The 22,713-nt window shown below is 66.8% G+C and carries 20 protein-coding genes; 10 read left to right on the top strand and 10 right to left on the bottom strand.

From position 1 onward, the window contains the following. Positions 1–57 precede the first annotated feature (57 nt). On the bottom strand, positions 58–705 hold the full coding sequence (locus tag GFY24_RS15140; RefSeq protein ID WP_153805686.1) for a response regulator transcription factor: 648 nt from the start codon (positions 703–705) through the stop codon (positions 58–60). 4 nt (positions 706–709) lie between these two features. Beyond that, positions 710–2,035 carry an ATP-binding protein gene (locus tag GFY24_RS15135; RefSeq protein WP_153805685.1) on the bottom strand — a complete coding sequence of 442 codons (1,326 nt, stop codon included), beginning with the start codon at positions 2,033–2,035 and terminating at the stop codon, positions 710–712. Positions 2,036–2,430: 395 nt separating this feature from the next. Here GFY24_RS15135 and GFY24_RS41095 point away from each other — a divergent pair, with 395 nt between their 5' ends. From GFY24_RS41095 to GFY24_RS15115, 4 genes are all read left to right on the top strand, one after another. Next, positions 2,431–3,069, top strand: coding sequence for an MspA family porin (locus GFY24_RS41095; RefSeq protein WP_194852880.1), 639 nt, complete (start codon positions 2,431–2,433; stop codon positions 3,067–3,069). Between the two features lie 192 nt (positions 3,070–3,261). After that, entirely contained in the window at positions 3,262–3,906 is a 645-nt protein-coding gene (locus GFY24_RS15125; protein ID WP_194852879.1) for an MspA family porin, read from the top strand. A gap of 90 nt (positions 3,907–3,996) precedes the next feature. Beyond that, entirely contained in the window at positions 3,997–5,631 is a 1,635-nt protein-coding gene (locus GFY24_RS15120; RefSeq protein ID WP_153805682.1) for a PspC domain-containing protein, read from the top strand. Then, a complete protein-coding gene (locus tag GFY24_RS15115) occupies positions 5,624–5,824 on the top strand; it encodes a hypothetical protein (protein ID WP_228566382.1) in 201 nt (66 codons plus the stop codon). Before GFY24_RS15120 ends, GFY24_RS15115 begins: the two co-directional genes overlap by 8 nt. Positions 5,825–5,947: 123 nt before the next feature. Here GFY24_RS15115 and guaA read toward each other — a convergent pair whose 3' ends face one another. Beyond that, a complete protein-coding gene (gene guaA / locus GFY24_RS15110; RefSeq protein WP_309230872.1) occupies positions 5,948–7,507 on the bottom strand; it encodes a glutamine-hydrolyzing GMP synthase in 1,560 nt (519 codons plus the stop codon). A 198-nt stretch (positions 7,508–7,705) separates the two neighbouring features. Here guaA and GFY24_RS15105 point away from each other — a divergent pair, with 198 nt between their 5' ends. After that, entirely contained in the window at positions 7,706–8,557 is an 852-nt protein-coding gene (locus tag GFY24_RS15105) for an alpha/beta hydrolase (protein WP_309230871.1), read from the top strand. A gap of 232 nt (positions 8,558–8,789) precedes the next feature. Here GFY24_RS15105 and GFY24_RS15100 read toward each other — a convergent pair whose 3' ends face one another. Together GFY24_RS15100 and guaB are read right to left on the bottom strand one after the other, a co-directional pair. Then, the gene (locus tag GFY24_RS15100; protein WP_153805680.1) at positions 8,790–9,923 is read right to left on the bottom strand and encodes a GuaB3 family IMP dehydrogenase-related protein; all 1,134 of its coding nucleotides are present in this window, start codon (positions 9,921–9,923) and stop codon (positions 8,790–8,792) included. Between the two features lie 90 nt (positions 9,924–10,013). Further along, complete coding sequence (gene guaB / locus GFY24_RS15095; RefSeq protein WP_153805679.1) at positions 10,014–11,558, bottom strand: IMP dehydrogenase; 1,545 nt, start codon at positions 11,556–11,558, stop codon at positions 10,014–10,016. A gap of 362 nt (positions 11,559–11,920) precedes the next feature. Between guaB and GFY24_RS15090 the strand changes: the two genes are divergently transcribed. Next, complete coding sequence (locus GFY24_RS15090; protein WP_067561879.1) at positions 11,921–12,334, top strand: DUF5319 domain-containing protein; 414 nt, start codon at positions 11,921–11,923, stop codon at positions 12,332–12,334. 145 nt (positions 12,335–12,479) lie between these two features. On the opposite strand, the gene GFY24_RS15085 is transcribed toward GFY24_RS15090, so the two are convergent. From GFY24_RS15085 to GFY24_RS15075, 3 genes are all read right to left on the bottom strand, one after another. Continuing rightward, positions 12,480–13,613 (bottom strand): anti-sigma-D factor RsdA, encoded by a 1,134-nt coding sequence (locus GFY24_RS15085; RefSeq protein WP_153805678.1) that lies wholly within the window; start codon positions 13,611–13,613, stop codon positions 12,480–12,482. Next, positions 13,606–14,187 (bottom strand): sigma-70 family RNA polymerase sigma factor, encoded by a 582-nt coding sequence (locus tag GFY24_RS15080; protein WP_067561873.1) that lies wholly within the window; start codon positions 14,185–14,187, stop codon positions 13,606–13,608. The genes GFY24_RS15085 and GFY24_RS15080 overlap by 8 nt, the downstream gene beginning before the upstream one ends. 156 nt (positions 14,188–14,343) lie before the next feature. Beyond that, positions 14,344–15,312: a hypothetical protein gene (locus GFY24_RS15075; RefSeq protein WP_309230870.1), complete on the bottom strand. Its 969-nt coding sequence runs from the start codon at positions 15,310–15,312 to the stop codon at positions 14,344–14,346. A 611-nt stretch (positions 15,313–15,923) separates the two neighbouring features. Here GFY24_RS15075 and GFY24_RS15070 point away from each other — a divergent pair. The 3 genes from GFY24_RS15070 (at position 15,924) to GFY24_RS15060 (ending at position 17,575) form a co-directional block, all read left to right on the top strand. After that, positions 15,924–16,217 (top strand): WhiB family transcriptional regulator, encoded by a 294-nt coding sequence (locus tag GFY24_RS15070; protein WP_153805677.1) that lies wholly within the window; start codon positions 15,924–15,926, stop codon positions 16,215–16,217. 481 nt (positions 16,218–16,698) lie between these two features. Further along, on the top strand, positions 16,699–17,262 hold the full coding sequence (locus GFY24_RS15065) for a sigma-70 family RNA polymerase sigma factor (RefSeq protein WP_153805676.1): 564 nt from the start codon (positions 16,699–16,701) through the stop codon (positions 17,260–17,262). Position 17,263: 1 nt separating this feature from the next. After that, the gene (locus GFY24_RS15060; protein ID WP_228566337.1) at positions 17,264–17,575 is read left to right on the top strand and encodes a hypothetical protein; all 312 of its coding nucleotides are present in this window, start codon (positions 17,264–17,266) and stop codon (positions 17,573–17,575) included. A 770-nt stretch (positions 17,576–18,345) separates the two neighbouring features. On the opposite strand, the gene groL is transcribed toward GFY24_RS15060, so the two are convergent. Both groL and groES read right to left on the bottom strand, forming a co-directional pair. Further along, entirely contained in the window at positions 18,346–19,953 is a 1,608-nt protein-coding gene (groL, locus tag GFY24_RS15055; protein WP_153805675.1) for a chaperonin GroEL, read from the bottom strand. 139 nt (positions 19,954–20,092) lie between these two features. Beyond that, positions 20,093–20,395: a co-chaperone GroES gene (groES, locus tag GFY24_RS15050; RefSeq protein ID WP_067561862.1), complete on the bottom strand. Its 303-nt coding sequence runs from the start codon at positions 20,393–20,395 to the stop codon at positions 20,093–20,095. 597 nt (positions 20,396–20,992) lie between these two features. Between groES and GFY24_RS15045 the strand changes: the two genes are divergently transcribed. After that, positions 20,993–22,480, top strand: a complete 1,488-nt coding sequence (locus tag GFY24_RS15045; protein WP_153805674.1) for an Hsp70 family protein — start codon at positions 20,993–20,995, stop codon at positions 22,478–22,480. Positions 22,481–22,713 lie beyond the last annotated feature (233 nt).

Here is a 22,713-nt window from a genome sequence, read left to right as displayed (position 1 = left end):
TGCTCGGCGGTTAGCGGCACTCAGCCGCGCGCCGAAGTCCCGGAGAGACGGGACAGCTCAGTCGATACGACGGCGGTGCGCCCAGCGGGTCAGGGCATTTCGGTTGGACTGCTGGGTCTTTCGCAGCACGTTCGAGGCGTGGGTTTCCACCGTCTTCACCGAGATGAAGAGATTCTCGGCGATCTCGCGGTAGGTGTAGCCGCGCGCGAGTAGGCGCAGGACTTCCAATTCGCGCGGGGTCAGCGAATCGAGTTCGGGATCCAGGGGCGGCTCCGGCACCGGGGACTTACCGGTGAACGAGTCGAGGACGAAACCCGCCAGGCGCGGACTGAATACGGCGTCACCGCCCGATACCCGGCGAATGCCGTCCGCCAGTTCGGGTCCTGAAATCGTCTTGGTGACATAGCCGCGCGCACCCGCGCGAATCACCGCGATCACATCCTCGGCGGCATCGGAGACGCTCAGCGCCAAGCACACCGGCCCCGCCTCGATACCCTGCAGCACCGCGACCCCGCCACCGTCCGGCATATGCACATCGAGCAGCACCACATCCGGTGTGGTGGCCTTGATTCCGGCAATGGCCTCGGCCACCCCACCGGCCTCGCCGACCACCTCCATATCGGATTCGCGGCTCAGCTCCGCCCGCACCCCGGACCGGAACACCGCATGATCGTCGACCAGAAAGACCCGGACAGACACCAACATCTCCTCATTCGTCTCCAGCGTCGTGCTGCTCCTGCTGCACCACTATGCGCTCGTCCGCACCATCCTTGCGCGGCATGATGATTCGCACCTCGGTACCGCGCCCGGGAGTGGACAGGATCTCCACCTTGCCGCCGCGGCGTTCGATCCGCGCGCGAATGGAGCGCGTCAAACCCTGCCGATCGGATTCCACGGCATTCACATCGAAACCCTTACCGCGATCGCGCACGAACACACTCACCTGATGGGGTTCCACCTCGGCGAACAGGTCGATGGCCGGCACCTCGGCATGTTTGGCGGCATTCACCAGCGCCTCCCGCGACGCACCCAGCACCGCGGTGAAATGCTCCTTCGGCAGGCCGATTCCGCTGTCGTCCACATCCATGGAGACATCGCCGACGGTCACCGGCGTCACCTTCACCCCGTGCTGATCCTCCACCTCACCGGAGATGGTGCGCAGCGCCGCGGCCAGACTCGACTCGGCGGGTCCGGCGTCGTCGAACAGCCATTTGCGTAGCTCGCGTTCCTGACTGCGCGCCAACCGCACCACCTCGTGCGGATCCTCCGCCTGCCGCTGAATCAGGGCCAGGGTCTGCAGCACCGAATCGTGCAGGTGTGAGGCGATCTCCTCGCGCTCGTCATTGCGAATACGTGCCGCCCGTTCATCATTGAGCGCCCGCACCATACGCAGCCACAGCGGCACCGTGAGCAGTCCGGCCCCGATCAGCGTCACCGCCACCGCCAGCAGCGCCGAACCCATCGAGCTCCAATTGACGCGCGCCAGCACCACCACGCCCAGCCCGACCACGATCAGCGTGGCCCCGCCGACAATGCGCGCCCAGGTGACCACCGACGGTCGCGCGGGTAGCCCGATGACGGATCTCGGTCCGTCCGCGTCGAATTCGCGCCACACCAGCGCCGCGCCGATGGCGACCACGATGATCGGGCCGACCACATGCGCGGCCGTCCCACTGAACAACCACGACATACCCACGGACAGCGCCAAACCCAGCAGCACCAGACCGACCGCCTGCCGCCGCTCCGACGACGACGGCCGCACCTCGTCCGCACCGCCGGGCGTGAAGATCCACAGCATGCCGTAGGCGACCACCCCGGCCCCGAGTAGACCGGACAGCAGCATGAACGCGATGCGCACCTTGAGCACATCGATACCGAGATGATCGGCGACACCGCCCGCCACCCCGCCGACCACCCGGCCACCCGAGCGCCGCACCAGCTTCGGCGGCTGCGCCGCACCCCCCGCGTCGAGGGACCCACGCGCGGGATCGAGCGCCCCACGGGCAGGGTCGAACAGGGGTGCGGACGGATACATGCCTCGATACTGGCATGCGCCTCCGACAGCCGACATCAGGAAACACCCCGATTCCGGCCCTGAGACGACGGTTTGTCCGGTCCGGCAGGGAAAGCGGTGTCGAACTGCGCGGATATCGAACCGGTCGGTCGAGACGCGATATCGGCTCGAGATCGAACCTGTCCGGACCGGACGACCATTCGATGCATGCCCGCGCGTCGGCCGACCGGACCGGAGAACCCACGGAATCTCCCCTCACCTGCGGTTTCACCGGACCGGAAACGGAAAGGCGATCGGCTCGAACCCCCGTCACGTCCATACCTTTTCAACAGGGCCGCAAGGCCCGCCGGATCGATCAACAGTCCGGCACCGCGACCGCTATCGCAGCGGCGCACCAGGTTCGGGGAGGAACCAGCATGATCACCAAGACCGTTATCGCCGGCATGCTCACCGCGGTCGGACTCGTACTCGGGTCGGGGGACGCACAGGCCGCGGCACTGGCACCACACGAGAAGACCACCGTCGCACCGAACGGCATGTCGATCACCGTCGGACATCAGGACAACGCGGTCAATCCGGTCGCGCCGATGAACTTCATGCGGACCAGTCGGCAAGTGTATGTGGACAACACCTCCTACGGCCGCGTCGACGGCGGCACCGGCAAGATCCGCACCGGAGTCTTCGTCGCCTGCGCGGTCGACCTGGATGTGAAGTTCACCGTCTCGGCAAGTGCCGGTGTCGATCTCGACGCTTCGGCCGGCATCGGCATCGGCACAACCGGGGTGACGCCGAGCGCCAGCGTCGACATCTCACCGAAGATCGGCGGCAGCGTCGGCTTCACCCTGGCGATCACGCCCGGCAAGATCGCCGATATCAAGTTGGGCGAGAAACAGATCCCGCCCGGCGGCACCGGCTACATCGTCACCCGCGACTACCGCATCACCGCGGACGGCTGCGGCGGACCACTGACGGTACAGGCGTACACCATCATCGAGGCCACCTCATCCGAAGTCGACGCCGCGGATTGGGTCATGGGCGACCCGGTGGTGATGTGAAGTTCCCCCGGCTACATTTGCCAATTGTGGGCGGGGACAGCCTGATCCGGGAAGCCACCGGCCCGGTCGCCCTCATCGGCGACTGACCCTGCGCACAGCCGATTCACAGGCATCGCGCAGCACCCGTGGAGGTTGCCCCCCGATGATCATTGCTGGCTCGCGCGGCGGGTCGCCGGGTCGATGGGGAGAAGAATGCAACACATACGGGTGCTGGCCGCCGCGGTCGCGGCGGCCGGGTATGTGCTGGGCGCGGCGGGCGCGTCCGCCACCACTTACACACCGCATGAGAAAACCTATTCCACGCCACAAGGATTCGAGTTCACGGTAGGGAATCAGGATCAGGATGTGCGGGCGGTGCCGCCTATGAACGGGATGCCTACCAATCGGGAAGTGTTCTTGGACAACACTTCCTACGGGAAGGTCGCGGCGGGCGGTAAGGGGCATGTGAAGGCCGGGTATTACGTGGCCTGTCAGGTCGATGTGGATGCCAAGCTGCATATCGATCCGGAGCTCGATCCCAATCCGACCGTCACCGCGCATGCCGGGGTCGGGTTGGACGGACCGCAGGCCGGGGTCGACCTGTCGCTGGGGCCGGCGATCTACGGCGGGGTCGGCCTGGACATCTATCTGGCTCCCGGCAAGATCGCCGATGTGACGGCCGGAGAGAAGGATCTGCCCGGTGATGGCAGCCTCGCCTACCTGATGAACAATGACTTTCATCTCAATGTCACCGGCTGCGGTGGGCAACTCACCCTGCGGCCGTACACGATCATCACCGCCAACTCCGATGGCGACAGCGGCAGTGGCGCGGTCTATGGCGACCTGATCGTGCTCTGACCATTTCCCGTCCCTGACAGGCAAGTTCAGGCGCATATTCAGGGTGTTCCCCGATGCGCCCGGAGTGGGCTCGCAACCACCATGGAAGCCATGACGAGAACGAGCGACTGGTCCAGGGGCACCGGGCGTGCCGGCTTCGCGGAACAGATTCAGGACATGTGGCAGACGCGGCCGCTGCGGCTGCCCCAGCATGGGCCGATCGCGGGTGTCGCCGCCGGATTCGGGCGGCGCTACAACGTGGACCCGGTGCTGGTGCGGGTCGCGTTCGTGGTGTCGGCGCTGTTCGGCGGGGCTGGGATCGTGCTCTATCTGCTCGGCTGGCTGCTGCTGAATCAGGCGGGTGATCAGTCCTCGGCAGCGGAGTCGCTGTTCGGGAAGGGACAGAGCTCGCAGACCTCGTCCAAGACCATCGTGCTCCTGGTGGCGCTGGGGATCGCCGTGAGCACGATGGGCCCCGTCGGCGTCGGACTCGGCGGATCCGGCGTGGTGAGCTTCGGGCTCATGCTGGCCGGATGGTGGCTGCTGCATCAACGGCAACCCGAACCGCCGCTCGGCTATCTGGAACAGACGGCGGGCGAGGCCGTCCTCGGGGGCTTCCCCGTCGCCAACTCGCCGTTCTGGACCGGATATCCCGGCACCACAGCACCTTTCGAAGGCTACGGGCCATACACCAAACTCCCCGACAGCTACATTCCGGACCCGAACATGCAGCAGGCGGCCGAAGCTCCCACAGAAGTCCTTGCCACCCAGGATATTCCGGCACCGCAAAACACCGAAACAGTAGTGCTGCGCAAGGCTGGCACGGATTCCGCGCTGGAAGAGGCAGCGCAACAGGATATTCCGCAGGAGACCGCCGATAATGACACCGTCATGTTCGGCAAGCACCCCACCGGCGCGACCACCGAATCCGATTCGGAACCGACCCCCGGCCCGGTCGCACCGGAGCAGGCCCCGGCGACAGCTACCGAAGAGCCTGTCCTGCATCACATTCCACCGGCCTCCGAGCGCCCGTCCTTCGCCTACGGCCCCGCGCCGATCTCCCCCGACTTCGGCCCCACCCCGCCTGGCTGGGATCCTCTGGCCGTGGCACCACTGGCCTGGGATCTGCCCGAACCCATTCCCGCACAAGCGAACCCGGTCACCATCGACACGGAGCGTAAACCGCGTTCACGACTGACACCGGTGATAATCGGTCTGTCCATCCTGGCGGCAGCGGCGGCCGGCTCGGCGGCGGCCGCGGGCGTCGAATGGATGACACCCAGCCGGATCGGCGCGGCCGCACTGGCCGTCCTCGCCCTCGGTCTGATCATCGGCGCGTTCCTGCGCCGCGGCTACGGCCTCATGGTGCTGCTCGCCCCGCTGGCCGGATTCGTCATCCTGTCCTCGCTCATCGGCCCGATCCAATTCGATCAGGGCGCCATGGGTGATCGCAGTTGGAGCGCCGCCGCGGGCACCGAACTACTGCCCGAATATCACGTCTCCATGGGCTCGGCGACCCTCGATCTGAGCAAACTGTCCCTCACCGAGGATCACGCCACCACGGTGTCGGTGCGCCTCGGCGATGCCCGGGTGATCCTGCCGCCGAACCTGCGGGTGAACACCACCTGCACTGTGCGCCTGGGTGATTCGAATTGTGTGAGCGGAATGTCCGGCCCCGCAACGGGTCCGGTCCTGAATCTGACCGTCGATGTACAGATGGGCAATGCGGAGGTGCAGCGTGGCTGAGCAGAAGAATCGTCGTCCCTCGTTCTCGCTCCTGCTGGCGGGCCTGCTCGGACTGGGCGTGAGCATCTGGGCCTTCATCGGCCCCACCTCCTGGCCGGTCTCCGAGGGCCTGTCCCTCGGCTGGATTGTGGTCATCGCCGCGATCGTTGTCGGAATCGTGCTTGTGCTCTCCCCCAGGAAGAACAGAGACTAGCCCCGGCGCTGCCCCACCCTCGCCGGGGCAGCGCACCGCCTTCGAGGACTGCCCTCCGAGAAGGCCGAAGGCCCCCTCGCCGACACGGCGAGGGGGCCTTCGTATGTCCGGGGAGTCAGCCACTCACTCCCATTCGATGGTGCCCGGCGGCTTGCTCGTCACGTCGAGGACTACGCGGTTGACGTCCGGCACCTCATTGGTGATGCGGGTGGAGATGCGTTCCAGGACCTCGTAGGGCAGGCGGGTCCAGTCGGCGGTCATGGCGTCCTCGCTGGAGACCGGGCGCAGCACGATCGGATGACCGTAGGTGCGGCCGTCGCCCTGCACGCCGACGCTGCGGACGTCCGCGAGCAGTACGACCGGGCACTGCCAGATCTGCTTGTCCAGTCCGGCGGCCGTAAGTTCTTCGCGCGCAATGGCATCGGCCTGACGGAGCAGGTCGAGCCGGTCCTGGGTCACCTCGCCGATAATGCGGATGGCCAGACCCGGACCCGGGAAGGGCTGGCGCGCAACGATTTCCTCGGGCAGGCCGAGCTCGCGGCCGACGGCGCGGACCTCGTCCTTGAACAGCAGGCGCAGCGGCTCGACCAGATCGAACTCCAGATCGTCCGGCAGGCCGCCGACATTGTGGTGGCTCTTGATATTCGCGGTGCCAGTGCCGCCACCGGACTCGACCACGTCCGGGTACAGCGTGCCCTGCACGAGGTACTCGACCTTGGTCTCACCCTGCTCGCCGACCACCTCGGAGACGGCGTCCTCGAACGACCGGATGAACTCCCGGCCGATGATCTTGCGCTTCTCCTCCGGATCGGTGACGCCCTTCAGCTCACCCAGGAACTTGTCCACCGCGTCCACGGTGACCAGCTTGGCCCCGGTCGCGGCGACGAAATCACGCTGCACCTGCTCGCGCTCACCCGCACGCAACAGACCGTGATCGACGAACACACAGGTCAGCTTGTCGCCGATGGCGCGCTGCACCAGCGCCGCCGCGACAGCGGAATCGACGCCACCGGACAGACCGCAGATGGCATGCCCGTCACCGACCTGCTCACGCACCTGATTGATCAGCGCCTCAGCGATATTGGAGGCCGTCCACGCGGCGGGAATCCCGGCGACCTCATGCAGGAAGCGGCTCAGAATCTGCTGCCCGTGCGGCGAATGCAGCACCTCCGGGTGGTACTGGACACCGGCGAGGCGACGCTCCAGATTCTCGAACGCCGCGACCGGCGCACCCGCGGAAGTACCGGTGACCTCGAAACCCTCGGGGGCGTCGGTGACCGCGTCACCGTGGCTCATCCACACCGGCTGCCGGGTCGGCAGACCGCCGTGCAGCACACCACCGTCCACACTCAACTCGGTCCGCCCGTACTCCCGGGTTCCGGTGTGCGCGACGGTACCGCCGAGCGCCTGCGCCATGGCCTGGAAGCCGTAGCAGATACCGAATACCGGCACATCGAGATCGAACAGCCGCGGATCCAATTGCGGCGCGCCCTCGGCGTACACGCTGGACGGGCCACCGGACAGAATCACCGCGAGCGGGTTCTTCTCCGCGATCTCCTCGACGGTGGCGGTATGCGGCACCACCTCGGAGTACACGCTCGCCTCGCGCACCCGGCGCGCGATCAACTGCGCGTACTGCGCGCCGAAGTCGACAACAAGGACTGGTCGCTGGGTATCTGCCACCGGCCCAGTCTAAAGAGCGACACAGGACACACTGGACCCGCCCGGCCCGAGATCAGTTGTCACCTTTGGAACGCAAGGGTCTTCGGCCCCCAGCCGGTCGGGCAGTCCGGCCCGAGGGCGGCGGGCCGGGAGTGTCGGCGCGCACCAGAGGCTACAAACCAAATGTTTTTGTCAGAGGTTCTGGCTATCGTGTAACTCGTGCCATTCGCCCGTGCGATCGATGCCGAGATCCACTACGAAGACAGCGGGGGCGAGGGGCCGGTACTGCTATTGGGGCACGAATTCCTCATGGACAGAACAATGTTCACGTCGCAGCAGGCGGCGTTGACGCCGCAGCTCCGGTTGGTCACATGGGATGCCCGGGGGCACGGCGACACTCGTGATGAGGGGCTGCCGTTCACGTACTGGACCTGCGCCCGCGACGCGCTCTCCGTGCTGGATCAGTTAGGCGTGGAAAAGGCTGCGCTGGGCGGGATTTCGCAGGGCGGGTTCATCGCGCTGCGCACCGCACTGCTGGCTCCCGAACGCGTATCGGCGCTGGTGCTACTGAGCACCGAGGCGCACGAACCCACCGCGGCCGAACTCGGCAATGCCCGCAGATTCCTGGACAAATGGCAGGAGGACGGCTCCCGTCCGGCGCTGGCCGACCACCTCGCGCATTCGCTCATCGGCGATGACGAATGGCACCGATCGGTTTGGATGCGGCACTGGCTGACTCGCGATCCACACGCCACCGAGATCGCCGCCGGCGCCCTACTGAGCCGTGATTCGATCCTGGACCGACTAACCGAAATCACCTGCCCCACACTGGTTATCCACCCCACCCGCTGCGGTATCCCCCGCGCGCACGCCCGTGAACTGGCAGACCGTCTCCCCGATGCCCGCTACCTCGAAATAGAGGGCGCCCGCCAAACCGTCAGCATGACCCACCCGGTATCGGTCAACAACGCCATCCGAGACTTCCTCCGCGAAACCGTCATCCCCCGCGCGGTCACCTCGCCACGCGTACGCACCGGCGAGATCCCGGTCTATCGCAAACCTGAACAGTAGAAACAGGATTCGGCCGCACAAACGACTCCGTCCCCCGTTCACACACCGCGAGGCAGGTGATCAGGGGACGAAAGTCCTTGTCTTCGTTCGAGAAAGCGCCGACCGATCTCGTTCCGGTCGGGGTAACTCCCCGGGTACCCCCGAAATCGGTTGGGCACCAAACGCAACCACGCGTCCCCAACGACCTACGGCACCCGAGCCGGGCGCGAAAGTCCCGGAGAGGCAAGACAGCTCAAGCCCGGATATTCAAGCCGACCTTCTGGAATTCCTTGAGGTCCGAGTAACCGGTCTTCGCCATCGCACGGCGCAGGCCGCCAACGAGATTCAGCGAACCGAACGGGTCGTTGGACGGGCCGTCCAGGACCTGGGCGAGCGGGACGCGCTCCTCGTCGATGGCGTAGGGCAGCAACGCACCACGCGGCACCGAGGGGTGCGCGGCGGCCGACGGCCAGTACCAGCCGGCGCCGGGAGCCTCCTGCGCCAGGGACAGCGGCACGCCGAGCATGACCGCGTCCGCACCGCAGGCGATGGCCTTGGCGATATGACCGGAGCTCAGCGTCTCGCCGTCGGCGATGACATGCACGTACCGGCCACCGGTCTCGTCCAGGTAATCGCGGCGCGCGGCGGCGGCATCGGCGATGGCGGTCGCCATCGGAACCCGAATGCCCAGTACCTCATTGGTGGTGGTCGCGCCCTGCAGCGAGCCGTAACCGACGATCACACCGGCGGCACCGGTGCGCATCAGGTGCAGTGCGGTGCGGTGATCGCTCACGCCACCGGCCACCACGGGCACATCCAATTCGGCGATGAAGGTCTTGAGGTTCAACGGCTCACCATCGCCGACATGCTCGGCTGAGATGATGGTGCCGTGCACGACCAGCAGGTCGATTCCGGCCTGCACCAGGCCCGGGGTGAGTGCCCGCGCGTTCTGCGGGCTGACCCGCACCGCGGTGGTCACACCGGCGGCGCGCACCTCGGCGACCGCGGCGGCGAGCAATTCGGGCTGCATCGGCGCGGCGTGCAACTGCTGCAGCAGCTGGACCGCGGCCTCGGTGCCCTCCTTCTCGGCGACCTCGGCGAGCTGGGAGATCTTGGCCTCGACATCGGCGTGCCGAGCCCACAGGCCCTCACCGTTGATCACACCGAGCCCACCGGCCTTGCCGAGCTCGATGGCGAAGCGCGGCGACACCAGCGCGTCGGTCGGATGCGCCAGGAACGGGATCTCGAACCGGTAGGCGTCGAGCTGCCATGCCACGGACACCTGCTTGGACGACCGCGTCCGCCGGGACGGCACGATGTCGATATCGTCCAGCTCATAGGTGCGACGGGCGGTCCGGCCCATGCCGATCTCGACCATATCGCGCATGACAGTTCAATCCTCTCTGTGGCCTGAAGTGCCGCCCGGGTGGCGGCATGGTTCGCGGCCCGCACGAAACGCGCGGGCCGCGAACGAATCTCAGGCGCGGGTTGTGTAGTTCGGAGCCTCGACGGTCATGGTGATGTCGTGCGGGTGCGACTCCTTCAGACCCGCCGCCGTGATCTGGACGAACTGCGCCGCCTGCAGATCCGGAATGGTCTGCGCGCCGGTGTAACCCATGGCCGCGCGGACGCCACCCACCAGCTGGTGGATCACCTGGTCCAGCGGACCACGGAACGGCACCCGGCCCTCGATGCCCTCGGGCACCAGCTTCTTCTCGGACAGCACATCGTCCTGGAAGTAGCGGTCCTTGGAGTACGACTTGGCCTCACCACGACTCTGCATGGCGCCGAGCGAACCCATACCGCGGTAGCTCTTGAACTGCTTGCCGCCCACCAGAATCAGCTCACCCGGGGACTCGGCGGTACCCGCCAGCAGTGAACCCAGCATGACGGTCGACGCGCCCGCGGCGATCGCCTTGGCGATATCACCGGAGTACTGCACGCCGCCATCGGCGATGACCGGCACACCGTGCGGCTTGCACGCGGCGGTCGCCTCGAGAATCGCGGTGATCTGCGGCGCACCGACACCCGCGACCACGCGAGTCGTACAGATGGAACCGGGACCGACACCGACCTTGACCGCGTCCACGCCCGCCTCGACCAGCGCCAGCGCGCCCGCGCGAGTGGCGACATTGCCGCCGATGATCTGCACCCGGTCGCCGACCTCGGCCTTGACCTTGGCGACCATCTGCAGCACGCCCGCCTGATGCCCGTGCGCGGTATCCACGACCAGCACATCGACGCCGACATCGGCCAGGGTCATGGCACGCGCCCAGGCGTCCTCACCGACACCGACCGCGGCACCGACGAGCAGTCGCCCGTCGCGGTCCTTGGTGGCATTCGGGTACTGCTCGGTCTTGACGAAGTCCTTGACGGTGATCAGCCCGCGCAGCTTGCCATTGCCGTCCACGATGGGCAGCTTCTCCACCTTGTGGCGGCGCAGCAGACCCAGCGCGGCCTCGGCGGTCACACCCTCCCGAGCGGTGATCAGCGGCGCCTTGGTCATGATCTCGGCGACCGAAACGTTCTGATCCACCTCGAACCGCATATCGCGATTGGTGATGATGCCGACCAGCTGGCCCGCCTCGTCCACCACCGGCAGCCCGGAGATGCGGTAGCGCGCGCACATGGCGTCGACCTCGCCGAGCGTGTCGGTGGGGCGACAGGTCACCGGATCGGTCACCATGCCCGCCTCGGACCGCTTGACGGTCTCGGCCTGAGCCGCCTGCGCGGCCACCGACAGATTGCGGTGCAGCACGCCCATACCGCCCGCACGCGCCATGGCGATGGCCATCCGCGCTTCGGTGACGGTGTCCATGGCGGAGCTCACCAGCGGCGTGCGCAGTGAGATATCTCGCGTGAGACGACTCGAGGTGTCGACCGCGCTCGGAATCAGATCCGAGGCGGCCGGCAACAGCAGCACATCATCGAAGGTGAGGCCGAGCATTGCGACCTTGTTCGGATCGTCGCCACCCGTATGAGGGCGGCCGGCGTTTCGTTCGCCCGTAACGGGACTGCTCATCGGATCGACCCCTCCTGGAGCTCGGCACAGTCCCCCGGCCCGGATCCCGGCGGACGACTGGATGAATGACAATGCCGGCGTTCACCACCCGGCCTTTGGTCAACCATGGTATCGGTCCCCCAATCTGCGCCTCACTTGCCTCCGCTCCGCTCCGGCTGTTCGCGGCCCCCGAAGCCCCATTTCTTCCCTCCCTCCGCTCCTCCGCTGCGCTCCCCCGCTCCACTCGGTCCAGAAATGGGGCGGGCCGCGAACTAGGGCGCTTTGGTCATGTGTCGCATGCCACTCCTCGGCAGCGCCGCAAAGTAGGGGCAAATACTCAACAGCGCTGGCGCAGACACCCACTTTCTGCGTACCGTGGGACTGTGCGTGACCATCTACCACCTGGCTTGCCGCCGGATCCATTCGCCGGAGATCCCTCCGACCCGTCGGCCGCGCTCGATGCCATCGAGCCGGGGGAACCGCTGGATCCTCACGAGCGCCTAGCGGTCGAGGAGGATCTCGCCGACCTCGCGGTATATGAGGCGTTGCTGGCCCACCGCGGAATCCGCGGACTCGTGGTCAGCTGCGAGGACTGCCGACAGGACCATTACCACGATTGGGATATGTTGCGCGCCAACCTCCTCCAGCTATTGGTGGATGGCACGGTGCGCCCCCATGAGCCCGCCTACGACCCGACCCCCGAGGCGTACGTCACCTGGGATTACTGTCGCGGTTATGCCGATGCCTCGATGAACGAGGCGCTACACGGCGACGGGTTCGACGGGTTCGACATCTAGAACCGAAAAAGCGGGCCCGCGTTCATCGAACGCGGGCCCGCTTTTCGTACGAAGAATCAGACAACAGCTGGAATGAAAAGCCGGCACCAAGTGGGGTCGGCTGTTTATTTATACCTGTGGTAGCTCGTCCCGGCGCACCCGGTAATCACTTGGGCCCTCCTGGCAGCGGCACCGACGGAATCGTCAGCGTCGGGACAACCGGATTCGCGCTCGGCACCACCGGGATGGTCTTCTCCACCGGAGGCTGGGTGACCGGCTGCTGGCCACCCGCCGGAGCCGTGGTGAGCGGAGCCCCGGTCGGAGGCTCCGCGATGGTCGTCGGTCCGGCGCTCGGAATCGTCGCGGGCTGCGACGGTTCCACGGTGCCCGGCTGCGACGGCACGGTGCTGGGCAAGGAGTTCGGCAGGGTGGTCGGTCCGCCGGTAATCGGCCCGGTACCGGGTTCGGTGGTGTCCAGACCGCGCGGATCATAGGACGGCGCGGTGCTGCCGCCATTCGTGCCGGGCACGGTGGTGGGCGCCACCGTGGCACCCGGACCGGTCGTCCCCTGCGGCTGCCCGGTGACCGGCACTGGGACCGGCGGTGCCGGCATCAGCGAGGTGGCCAGATCGGGAGCGACCTTCGCCAGCGAGGTGAGCACCTGCTGCCAGCGATCCTGCAGATCGTCCTTCTTGCCGTTGTCGTTGACCTGATCGACATTCGCCGACGCGCTCTCCAGCAACGCCTTGGCCTGCTCCGGACGCCCCTGATTGATGAGTTCCTGCGCCTGGACCAGATCGTTGTCGGCACGCGAGACGACCGTGCTCTGCGCCTGCTCGCTGAACACGACCTCCTTGACCCGCCACAGCGGATCACCCGGGTTCGCGTTGTACGAGAAGGCCGTCAGACCACCGAAGATCAATGCCAGCGCGGCCGCCGACCCCAGAATGGGTCGAAGTAGCCGTAGTCGCCCACCCGACTGCGCGCCGATCCGCGCCTGCCGGGCACCGATCTCCTGATTGACCGCGGCCACGATGGTGTCCAGATCAGGACCGGCCGGCATCGGCTCGTCCAGAATCTCGGCACGCCAGTTCGCGAGCAACGCCGCGAGCTGATACTCCTCCGTGGTGCCCGTCTGCACGGGACCGTCGCCGGAGATGGCATCGATCAGCGCGTCGTCGCGACGAACCGCCGCGATGTCCACCGGCCCGGTGTCACCGGCCGCCTCGGCGTAGGGACCGCTGTCTTGCGATCCAAGCCGCTTCCAGTCGCCCCGACCGCGCTCGCCATCCCTAGCCATACATTTCACCTGCCCTCGCCACTTGAGACTTGAGTTTCGCGAGTGCCCGATGCTGGGCGACTCGTATAGCACCCGCCGTACTGCCCACGGCGACTGCGGTTTCTTCGGCTGACAAACCCATGACCAAGCGCAGGATGAGGATCTCTCGGTGCTTTTCCGGAAGCGTGGCCAGCAGCGAATTCATCTGCCGACTCGTCTCCGATTCGAGAGCCCGCTGTTCCGGCCCCTGGTCGGTGGATATGACATCCGGTACTTCGGCCATGGCATCCGCTTTGTTACGGGCGGCATTGCGATGAGCGTCGGCGACTTTGTGGGAGGCGATGCCGTACACGAAAGCCATGAACGGTCTGCCCTGGTCCTGATAGCGCGGCAGGGCCGTCATGACGGCCAGACAAACCTCCTGCGCGACATCGTCCGCGGAGAGTTGACCGCGTTCGGCCGACCCGATACGCGCACGGCAATACCGCACCACAAGGGGGCGGATGCTCTCGAGTACCTGGGCTAGAGCAGACCGGTCGCCCTGCGCGGCGGCAGCGACGACGGCTGGGTCCAACTCCTCACCCGTATTGTTCATCGTCAGAGCTGATCCTGGCGTTGCGAGTGGCACCGTGACTGGAAGGCCGGTGCTTCCGCGGAGGGGCGGAACGGTCCAACAATAGCGGCTGACTCACTCGAGCCAGGCGTTACGGGGTCAGTCTCGGGGACGACTCAGGGACCTCTCGGGGACCACTCAGGGACGGTCGAGAGTGTCGCTCGCCGAACGCAATCGACCCCCGCGAAGAGCCAGCAAACGCGCACATTCGGCAGCTTCGGCGGCGGCGCCGGATTCCGGATCGATACCCGAACGCAGCATGGCGCAGGCCCAGCGCAGCGGCAGCAGTTCGAATTCCGCCGTCTCCCCGGCTACCTCGGCCGCGAGCGCGCGGGATCGGTCCAGGTCACCGGTGGCCGCGCAGGCGGCGGCGACCAGTAGCCGGGATTTGACCCGATGTCGTTGCGAGGGTGAGTCCTCGGCGAGGGCGAGCGCGGTCTCCGCATGTGCGAGAGCCGGATCCGACGATCCGGATGCGCCGTCTGCGACCCCTGGAACAGGACCGATGGGTTCGGGCGTGGCGATCAAACCGGCTCCGGGAGCGCACAGCGCGGTCTCGGCAGATACCCAGTGCAGTCGAATGCGTTGTCGCCAAGCGGTTCCCGGATCGGGAAGATGCTGCCCGAGATGGTTGCGGCAACGGTGCAGCAGCCGGGCGGCAAGCTCCGGGCGCGCGGTGCCGAGGGCATCGGCGGCCAGGCCCGTCAATGCGTCGCAAACCGCTTCGGCGCGAGCGATATCCGTCTCGAGGATGACCCGGCGGGCGGTCGGGTCGATTCCGGCACGCCCGGGGACGGGGGTGGCGGGCAGCACCAGGGCGGCGGCGCGGCCGTCGGCGACGGCGGCGCGGGCGTGCCAGCCGAGCTGGCGCAGCAGTGAGCCCTCGAGGCTGTACGTGAGTGAGCGCAGCACCGGATCGGTGGCCGACGCGCGGGCGTGACGGAGCTCGACGCGCGCGGCGGCGTAGTGCCCGATTCCGCTGAGTGAGACTGCGCGGAACCAACTTTCGACTGTGGTCCGCGCGGCGGGCAATCCCGTGGCAGCGCGACCGGGCGCGCCACCGAAGGCGGTATCGAGCAGGAGTGGGTTCACTTCGAGCACAGGCACTGCCGCACTGTAACCAGTGCCGCCTCGACCGGCGACAGCCGCCATAGCATAGAAATTCAGCTATCTTTCAGCATTCATCAGCGTCATTGTGTTTCCACTCGGTAAATCTGTGCTCGCTATCGCCTAGCACGCCCGTAAGGAATTCGTATGGCGTTTCGCGTTATTAACCTGAGCGCCTCGAAGCGGCCATCTCGATCGGGCTCACGACATGGGGCGCAATGGTTGAGATCACGCTGATCGCCATCCCGGCATAGCCGGGGCTGATCGCATTCGCGCCCAAAAAGTGCGCCCTACCAGGTGTTTTGACAAGTCGGATCGGCTATCGCGCCGATCGGCGACCGCTGGGCAACCGATCAGTATCGCCACAGGTGACCCACTTTGTAAATAGCAAAGATGTTAATTCTCTAATGCGCCGGTATTTGAATCCGGATGGAACGGACTATTGACGCGAATTCATTCCCCGACCTAACGTACGACATCGCCGCCGTCGGCGCCGTGTGAAATTACGGAGCCTTCGGAGTGCGATCGCCGGAACCCGGTGATGCGGCCCACTGTTTGCTCACCAGCACCGCTCGACAATGCCGACGAGCTCGCACCAAGAGGAGTTCACCATGCCCATGCCGACCCACCTCCCTGGTCCGAACGCCGATGTATGGGACTGGCAAATGCGCGGATCCTGCCGCGGACAGGATTCATCGGTGTTCTTCCATCCCGATGGCGAACGTGGCCGGGCGCGAGCCCAGCGCGAGATGCGCGCCAAGGAAGTCTGCCGCGCCTGCCCCGTCCTGTTGCAGTGCCGTTCGCACGCGCTGAAAGTCAGCGAGCCCTACGGCATCTGGGGTGGAATGTCCGAGACCGAGCGTGAGATGCACGCCCGCCGGAACCGCCGCCGGGCGGTCGCCTGAGCAATCCGCGAACACAGCTGCGGCGGCTGTGTGAGCACTCCTGTGACAGCTGGGTACCAGCGGTGCGGGCGAGGCACACGACCTCGTTCCCGCTGACCACGGCCGGTGTGAGTTCAGAAAATTTCCCATCCGCGCGGCGCGGCGCGCCGAATGCCTAGCAAATAACCGGCCACTGCCGCAGCAGAGGCTGGTTGGAACTGGCAAGGCTTCGGCGATTCTTACCAACTCCGGCGCGTCTTCGCGTGTCCCGCAAAGGACATGTTCGGGCAAGTCGGACAAATCGGAAAACGGCTGCGCGACAGTCGAATCAGCCGAAATCCCCACCCGAACACCCCCACCCGGGAGGAGGTGATAGCGACCGGCTACCCTCGTGACCGATGACACAGAACGGAGCGTTGTGACGGCGCGGCCGCCGGCCGCAGAGGGCGACTCGTTCCAGAGTTCCAGGAACGCTCGTACGGCCACACCGGCCGACTCTGCGATGACGGCACGCGCAGCCGAAAGCCTCGAACTAGCCGCACTTCTCCAGCGCTGCGGGCAGTCCGACGAGCCGGCATTCGCCGAGCTCTACGACCGCACCTGCGCTCGGGTCTTCGGCCTGGTGCTGAGGGTGCTACACGATCCTGGTTACGCGGAGGAGACCACCCAGGAGGTGTACCTCCAAATCTGGCGCACCGCGGCCAATTTCGATCCGGCCAAGGGCTCCGCTGTCACCTGGCTCATGACACTGGCTCATCGCCGCGCGGTCGATCGGGTACGTGCCGAACAGGCGCACGCCCAGCGCGAGGTCGCCTACGGAACCAGCACCCTCGGTAACGAATTCGACGAGGTCACCGAAGAGGTCGGTCGACGACTCGAACAGCAGGCGGTCCTACGGGGTCTGGAGACCCTGACCGAGACCCAACGCGAAGCCATCTCGCTCGCCTACTTCGGCGGACGTACATATGCCGAGGTCGCGGCCTATCTCGGCGTAGGGTTACCTACCGTTAAGTCCCGTATTCGGGATGGACTGACACGACTCAAGAAAAGTTTGGGAGTGACGTGAGATGAACGAAAGCCAGATCGATCTCGCGCACACTGTCGCGCTGGGATCGATCGGCGACGAAGATCAGCGCGCGGTGCGGGAATTACTGGATACCGACGACCCGCTACTGCGCGCGGACTTCACCCAGGAAGTGCAGCACACCCGAGAGGCTCTCGCCCTGCTGGCGACCGTGGCGGCCACACCGCCACCGCCCGCACTCCGCGAACGTCTACTCGCAGCCGTAGCAGCAGACCAGGCGCCACCCACCGCAATCCATCACAATGGCTCCGCGCTCCACTCCGGCAACGGCCGCCCGCGCGCGATCCGCGACTGATACACCAGTCGGCCCAGCACACCAGGACGCCCGACCGGTCCGTAACCGGACCGCCAGCCCCCTGCCGCGCACCGACTCCCAACACTCCCGTGAGGCCCTGGACAACCAGTCCGGGGCCTCACGCCTTTACTCGTCGTAAGCTCGAGCGTGCACCTACCGGCGGATGGCTCCGGGTTTCTCGGGCCACAACGCACAGTCGCCGCTGAAATCGCGCATCACGCGCAGCCGCCTGTACCGCCGAAGAGGTTTGGCGCGAACACGCCTGTGGCGCAGTCGAAACCTTGGCGCGAATACGCCCGTGGCGCAGTCGAAACCTTGGCGCGAACAGGTCCCTCGCGCATTAGCTCCTCGCAAGACCTCACACCGCGACTTCACCACCGCCATCCCCCATAACCGCGCACTCGCCGTCGGCGATCCGGCACGGCTCGGGACAACCGCGAACCATCACGGCTCGGGACAACCCGGCTCGCGGCGGATTTCGCCCGCGGAGCGTCCCACGCACCGCCCGCGCGATCGGAATTCTCCGAGGGCGCGAGGCGGGCCGACAGCGCCACTCGGATCGCATGTTGTTCCGGGGGAAGGGATTTGGATGAGGCACGGGGTACATGCCGCGCATGTACCCCGTGGCGATTTCGTGCGCGGCGGGGCAACTTCCGCGCGGCAAGGACAATGGCGGCGGGGTGGAGGTGACCGTTACGGCAAGGCCCCCGGACACTTTTCGTGTCCGGGGGCCTTGTCAGTGGCTCAACCGCGGTGTGCGGCAGCTACTTTCAGTGCGAGTGACCGTGGTGGCCGTGGTCGGCCTCCTCGGCCGGCTTCTCCGCGATGGAGACCTCGGTGGTGAGGACCATGCGGGCGACCGAGATGGCGTTCTCGACCGCGGAGCGGGTCACCTTGACGGGGTCGATGACGCCCTCGGAGACCAGGTCGCCGTAGGTCAGGGTGGCGGCGTTGAAGCCGTCCTTGCCATCGGTGACCTTGGAGACCACGACCGCACCGTCGACGCCCGCATTGCTGGCGATCCAGTACAGCGGAGCCAGCAGAGCCGCGCGCACGACCTCGACGCCGACGGCCTCGTCGCCGGTGAGCGACGCCTTCAGATCGGCCAGCTGGGCCGCCGCCTGCACCAGGGCGGTGCCGCCTCCGGGGACGATGCCCTCGGCGACCGCGGCCTTGGCGGAGGAGACCGCGTCCTCGACGCGGTACTTGCGCTCCTTGAGCTCGGTCTCGGTGGCCGCGCCGACCTTGATCACGGCGACGCCACCGGCCAGCTTGGCCAGGCGCTCTTCCAGCTTCTCGCGATCCCAGTCGGAGTCGGTGTTCTCGATCTCCATGCGCAGCTGCGAAACCCGCGCCGCGATTGCGTCGGCGGTGCCGGCGCCCTCGACGATGGTGGTCTCGTCCTTGGTGACCACGACGCGACGGGCCTTGCCCAGCACCTCCAGGCCGGCCTCGCGCAGCGTGATGCCCAGGTCCGGGTTGATCACGGTGCCGCCGGTGACGATGGCCAGATCGTCCAGGAACGCCTTGCGACGGTCACCGAAGAACGGGGCCTTCACGGCGACGGCCTTGAGGGTCTTGCGAATCGCGTTGACCACCAGGGTGGAGAGCGCCTCGCCCTCGATGTCCTCGGCGATGATCAGGACCGGCTTGTTCGCCTCGGCGATCTTCTCCAGCAGCGGCAGCAGGTCCGGCAGGGAGCTGATCTTCTCGCGGTTCAGCAGGATCAGCACATCCTCGAGGACGGCCTGCTGCGTCTCCGGATCGGTGACGAAGTACGGGGACTGGTAGCCCTTGTCGAACTGCACGCCCTCGGTGATCGCCAGCTCGGTCTGCGTGCTGGACGACTCCTCGATGGTGACCACGCCGTCCTTGCCGACGGTGGTCAGGGCCTTGCCGACCAGCGCGCCGATCTCCTCGTCACGCGAGGAGACGGTGGCGACCTGGGCGATGGCCTTCTCGCCGTCGACCGGGGTGGCCATGGCCTGCAGGGCGGCGGTGACCGCGTCGGCGGCCTTGTTCATGCCCTTGCCGAGGGTCATCGGGTTCGCGCCCGCGGCGATGTTCTTCAGGCCGCCCTTGATGAGCGCCTGGGCCAGCACGGTGGCGGTGGTGGTGCCGTCACCGGCGACATCGTTGGTCTTGGTGGCGACGCTCTTGACCAGCTGCGCGCCGAGGTTCTCGAACGGGTCCTCGAGATCGATATCGCGGGCGATGGTCACGCCGTCATTGGTAACGGTCGGGCCGCCGAAGGACTTGGCCAGCACCACGTGCCGGCCGCGCGGGCCCAGGGTGACCTTGACGGCGTCGGCGAGCTTGTCGACGCCGCGCTCCAGAGCCCGGCGAGCCTTCTCGTCGAACTCGATCTGCTTTGGCATGTGTGTACCTACTCCTGAAGTGGGTTGGGGGCGAACGCATTCCGCCCCGGCCGATGGCTTCTGCAAGCGACGACGCGGGGCGGAGTGTCCGGGGCTTCGGGGGGCGGAGCCCCCTTGAAGAGGTCCCGGAGAGTCGTTCTTACTTGGTGACGACTGCCAGCAGGTCGCGCGCCGACAGGATCAGGTATTCGCCACCGGCGTACTTGATCTCGGTGCCGCCGTACTTGCTGTAGATGACGACGTCGCCTTCCTTGACGTCCAGCGGAATCCGCTTCTCGCCATCTTCGTCCCAGCGGCCGGGGCCCACGGCGATGACGGTGCCCTCCTGGGGCTTCTCCTTCGCCGTGTCGGGGATGACCAGGCCGGAGGCGGTCGTCGTCTCGGCCTCGTTGGCCTGGACGAGGATCTTGTCCTCGAGCGGCTTGATGTTCACGCTCGCCACGTTGAGCCCTCCACTTTCAGGGGTCTTCGCGCCCGGGGCGGTTCCCCGAGCTCACGGTTTCGGTCACGTTGCTGACGCTGCGCACAAGCCCCGTCGTCGCGGGTGCCGGGACCATGGCCCAGTGCCACCTAGCACTCTATACACGGGAGTGCCAGCGCTCAAGGCCAGCCTCTGCTATTGCCGCACTCTATGCCGCATAGCCGGGCGCGCAACACGACGGCGGGCCGCCTCGCAATGCGACTCGCCGACCGGAACGGCCGAAGAATCTGAGGGCTTCCAAAGAAATACGAAAATCTGTAACGTTCGGATAACGGATTGTGACATCATTGACGACGGTCGCGTGACAGGGCTGCATCGAGTGCGTCACGTCACCGCCGGACAGTTACACAGAAGCTTCACCCCACTGCGCGGGAGCACTCCGCACAGAGCTGAGACGAGAGCCTTACCGCAAGTGATCGCTGGCTGGTCCCGACGCCCCATCGGACAAGGGCCCCGCCGGATCCGTAGCTCGGAATCGTCCGTCGAACACCCGACGGTTCCAGAGTCCGTTCGAGATGGTCGTCTACACCAGGACCATCCGCTCGAAGGGAGGTGAACATGCGAACATCCCTCGGCATCTCCGCCGGGAGCGAGGTGGTGTGCTCGGCGACGGTCGCCACCACCCCCAACGGCCTACAGCACTTCGATTATCGAGTCGTCACCGCGGATACGGCTCACAGCGATCTCGGCGATCTGGTGGCCTCCTCCATCGAGTTGATGACCACTCAGATCCCGCGCGACACGGTGTATCCCGTCGGCGCGCATCCGGCCGCGATCGCGGCCGCCGCACACCATGATTCGACCCCGGGACCACCCGGTGACATCGCGGTCGCCTATCGGGACCGGGAACAGGCCCAGATCATCCGGTCGGCTATCGGGCGGCAACGCCGCGACGTGCGACTCATCCCGGAAAGCACGGCGGCACTGGCCTTTCTGCGGCACACCGGGCTGCTGGATCGCTATCAGACGGTGGCCGTGCTCGATCTGGGTGCCACCGGGACGACTGTCACCGTGGCCGATCACGCCGACGACACCGTGCTGCGCTCCGAACGCACCGCGACGGTCAGCGGCAATGCCGTGGACGAGCTGATCCTGCGACACCTGCTGGACTGCCATCTGGCCCGGCGCGGCACCCGCCCGAATCGGGGCATGCTGCTCAATCGCTCGCGGGCGGCCAAGGAGCATCTGTCCATCGCGCCCGCGGTGACCATCGACCATGTGGCCGGGCAGCCGCTCAAGCTCACCCGGGTGGACTTCGACGAGCTGGTCGCGGATCTCATGCGGGAGCTGGCGGTATTCGCGCGCGCGGTATTCGCGCGGGCGCCGAAGTTCCCGGAGGCGGTCGCGGTCATCGGTGGCGGCGCGAATACCCCCGCGGTGCTGACGAGTCTGGAGCGGCAGCTGGATGTGCCGGTGCTCACCGTGCGGGAGCCGGAGGCGGCGATCGCCAAAGGTGCCGCGCTGGTGGCGGATTCGGCCGCACCGACCGCGTTCCCGGTGATCAGCCGGGGTTCGGAAGCGCCGATCGGCACCTTCACCAAGCTGGCGGGCACGCTCGCCGGCGCCATCGTCGTGGTCGGGTTGATCATCGGCTACGGCGTGAAAGAGCTTGTCCCCGAACCGCAGGGCACCAACTATTCGCCACCCACCACCGGCACCCAGCAGCCGGTCGTCCCCACCACGCCGCCGAGCGGCCCCACTTCCGGCGCGAGCACCACCGCCAATCAGAGTCCGGCGCACCGCACCACCTCCCCGCCGATCCCCTCCGCGGGCCAGTCCGCCGCCACCCCGCCGACCGGCATCCCCACCCCGCTGACCACGATCGCGCAGCCACCTCTGCGCCCGGATCCGGGCCTACCCCAGATCCCCTTCCCCTCCGATCTTCCCCGCCTGCTGGGTCCCCTGCTGGGCACCACCCTCCCGGCCAGCGATACCGGACCGAGCACCGCCGGAACCACTCCCCCCGGCTCCACCACCTCGAGTGCCCGCAACAATTCCGGCTCCTCCGGCGGCACGACCACAACCCTGGTCCGCCTCACCGATTAGCAGCCGCACACAGAAGCAGCCGCCTCGAAGCAACGCCGCTTCATGGCGGCTGAGTCATATTCGGCTCCCACACCACTAGGTGCACAGCTGCTGAGAGTGCCCCTGCCCCTGGACTTCCCATGTCACGCCGAGCCCGAGCGTGCAGCTACGGCGGTGATATGCCCGAATCGCCCCCGCCCCGGTTTCCCGGGGCGTGGGAAGCATTGGCTGGAGGGCGAATTCGGCCGCCGATA

This window comes from Nocardia sp. SYP-A9097 (assembly GCF_009649815.1).
Classification (GTDB): domain Bacteria; phylum Actinomycetota; class Actinomycetes; order Mycobacteriales; family Mycobacteriaceae; genus Nocardia.
This window is presented reverse-complemented; position numbering and strand designations above follow the sequence as displayed.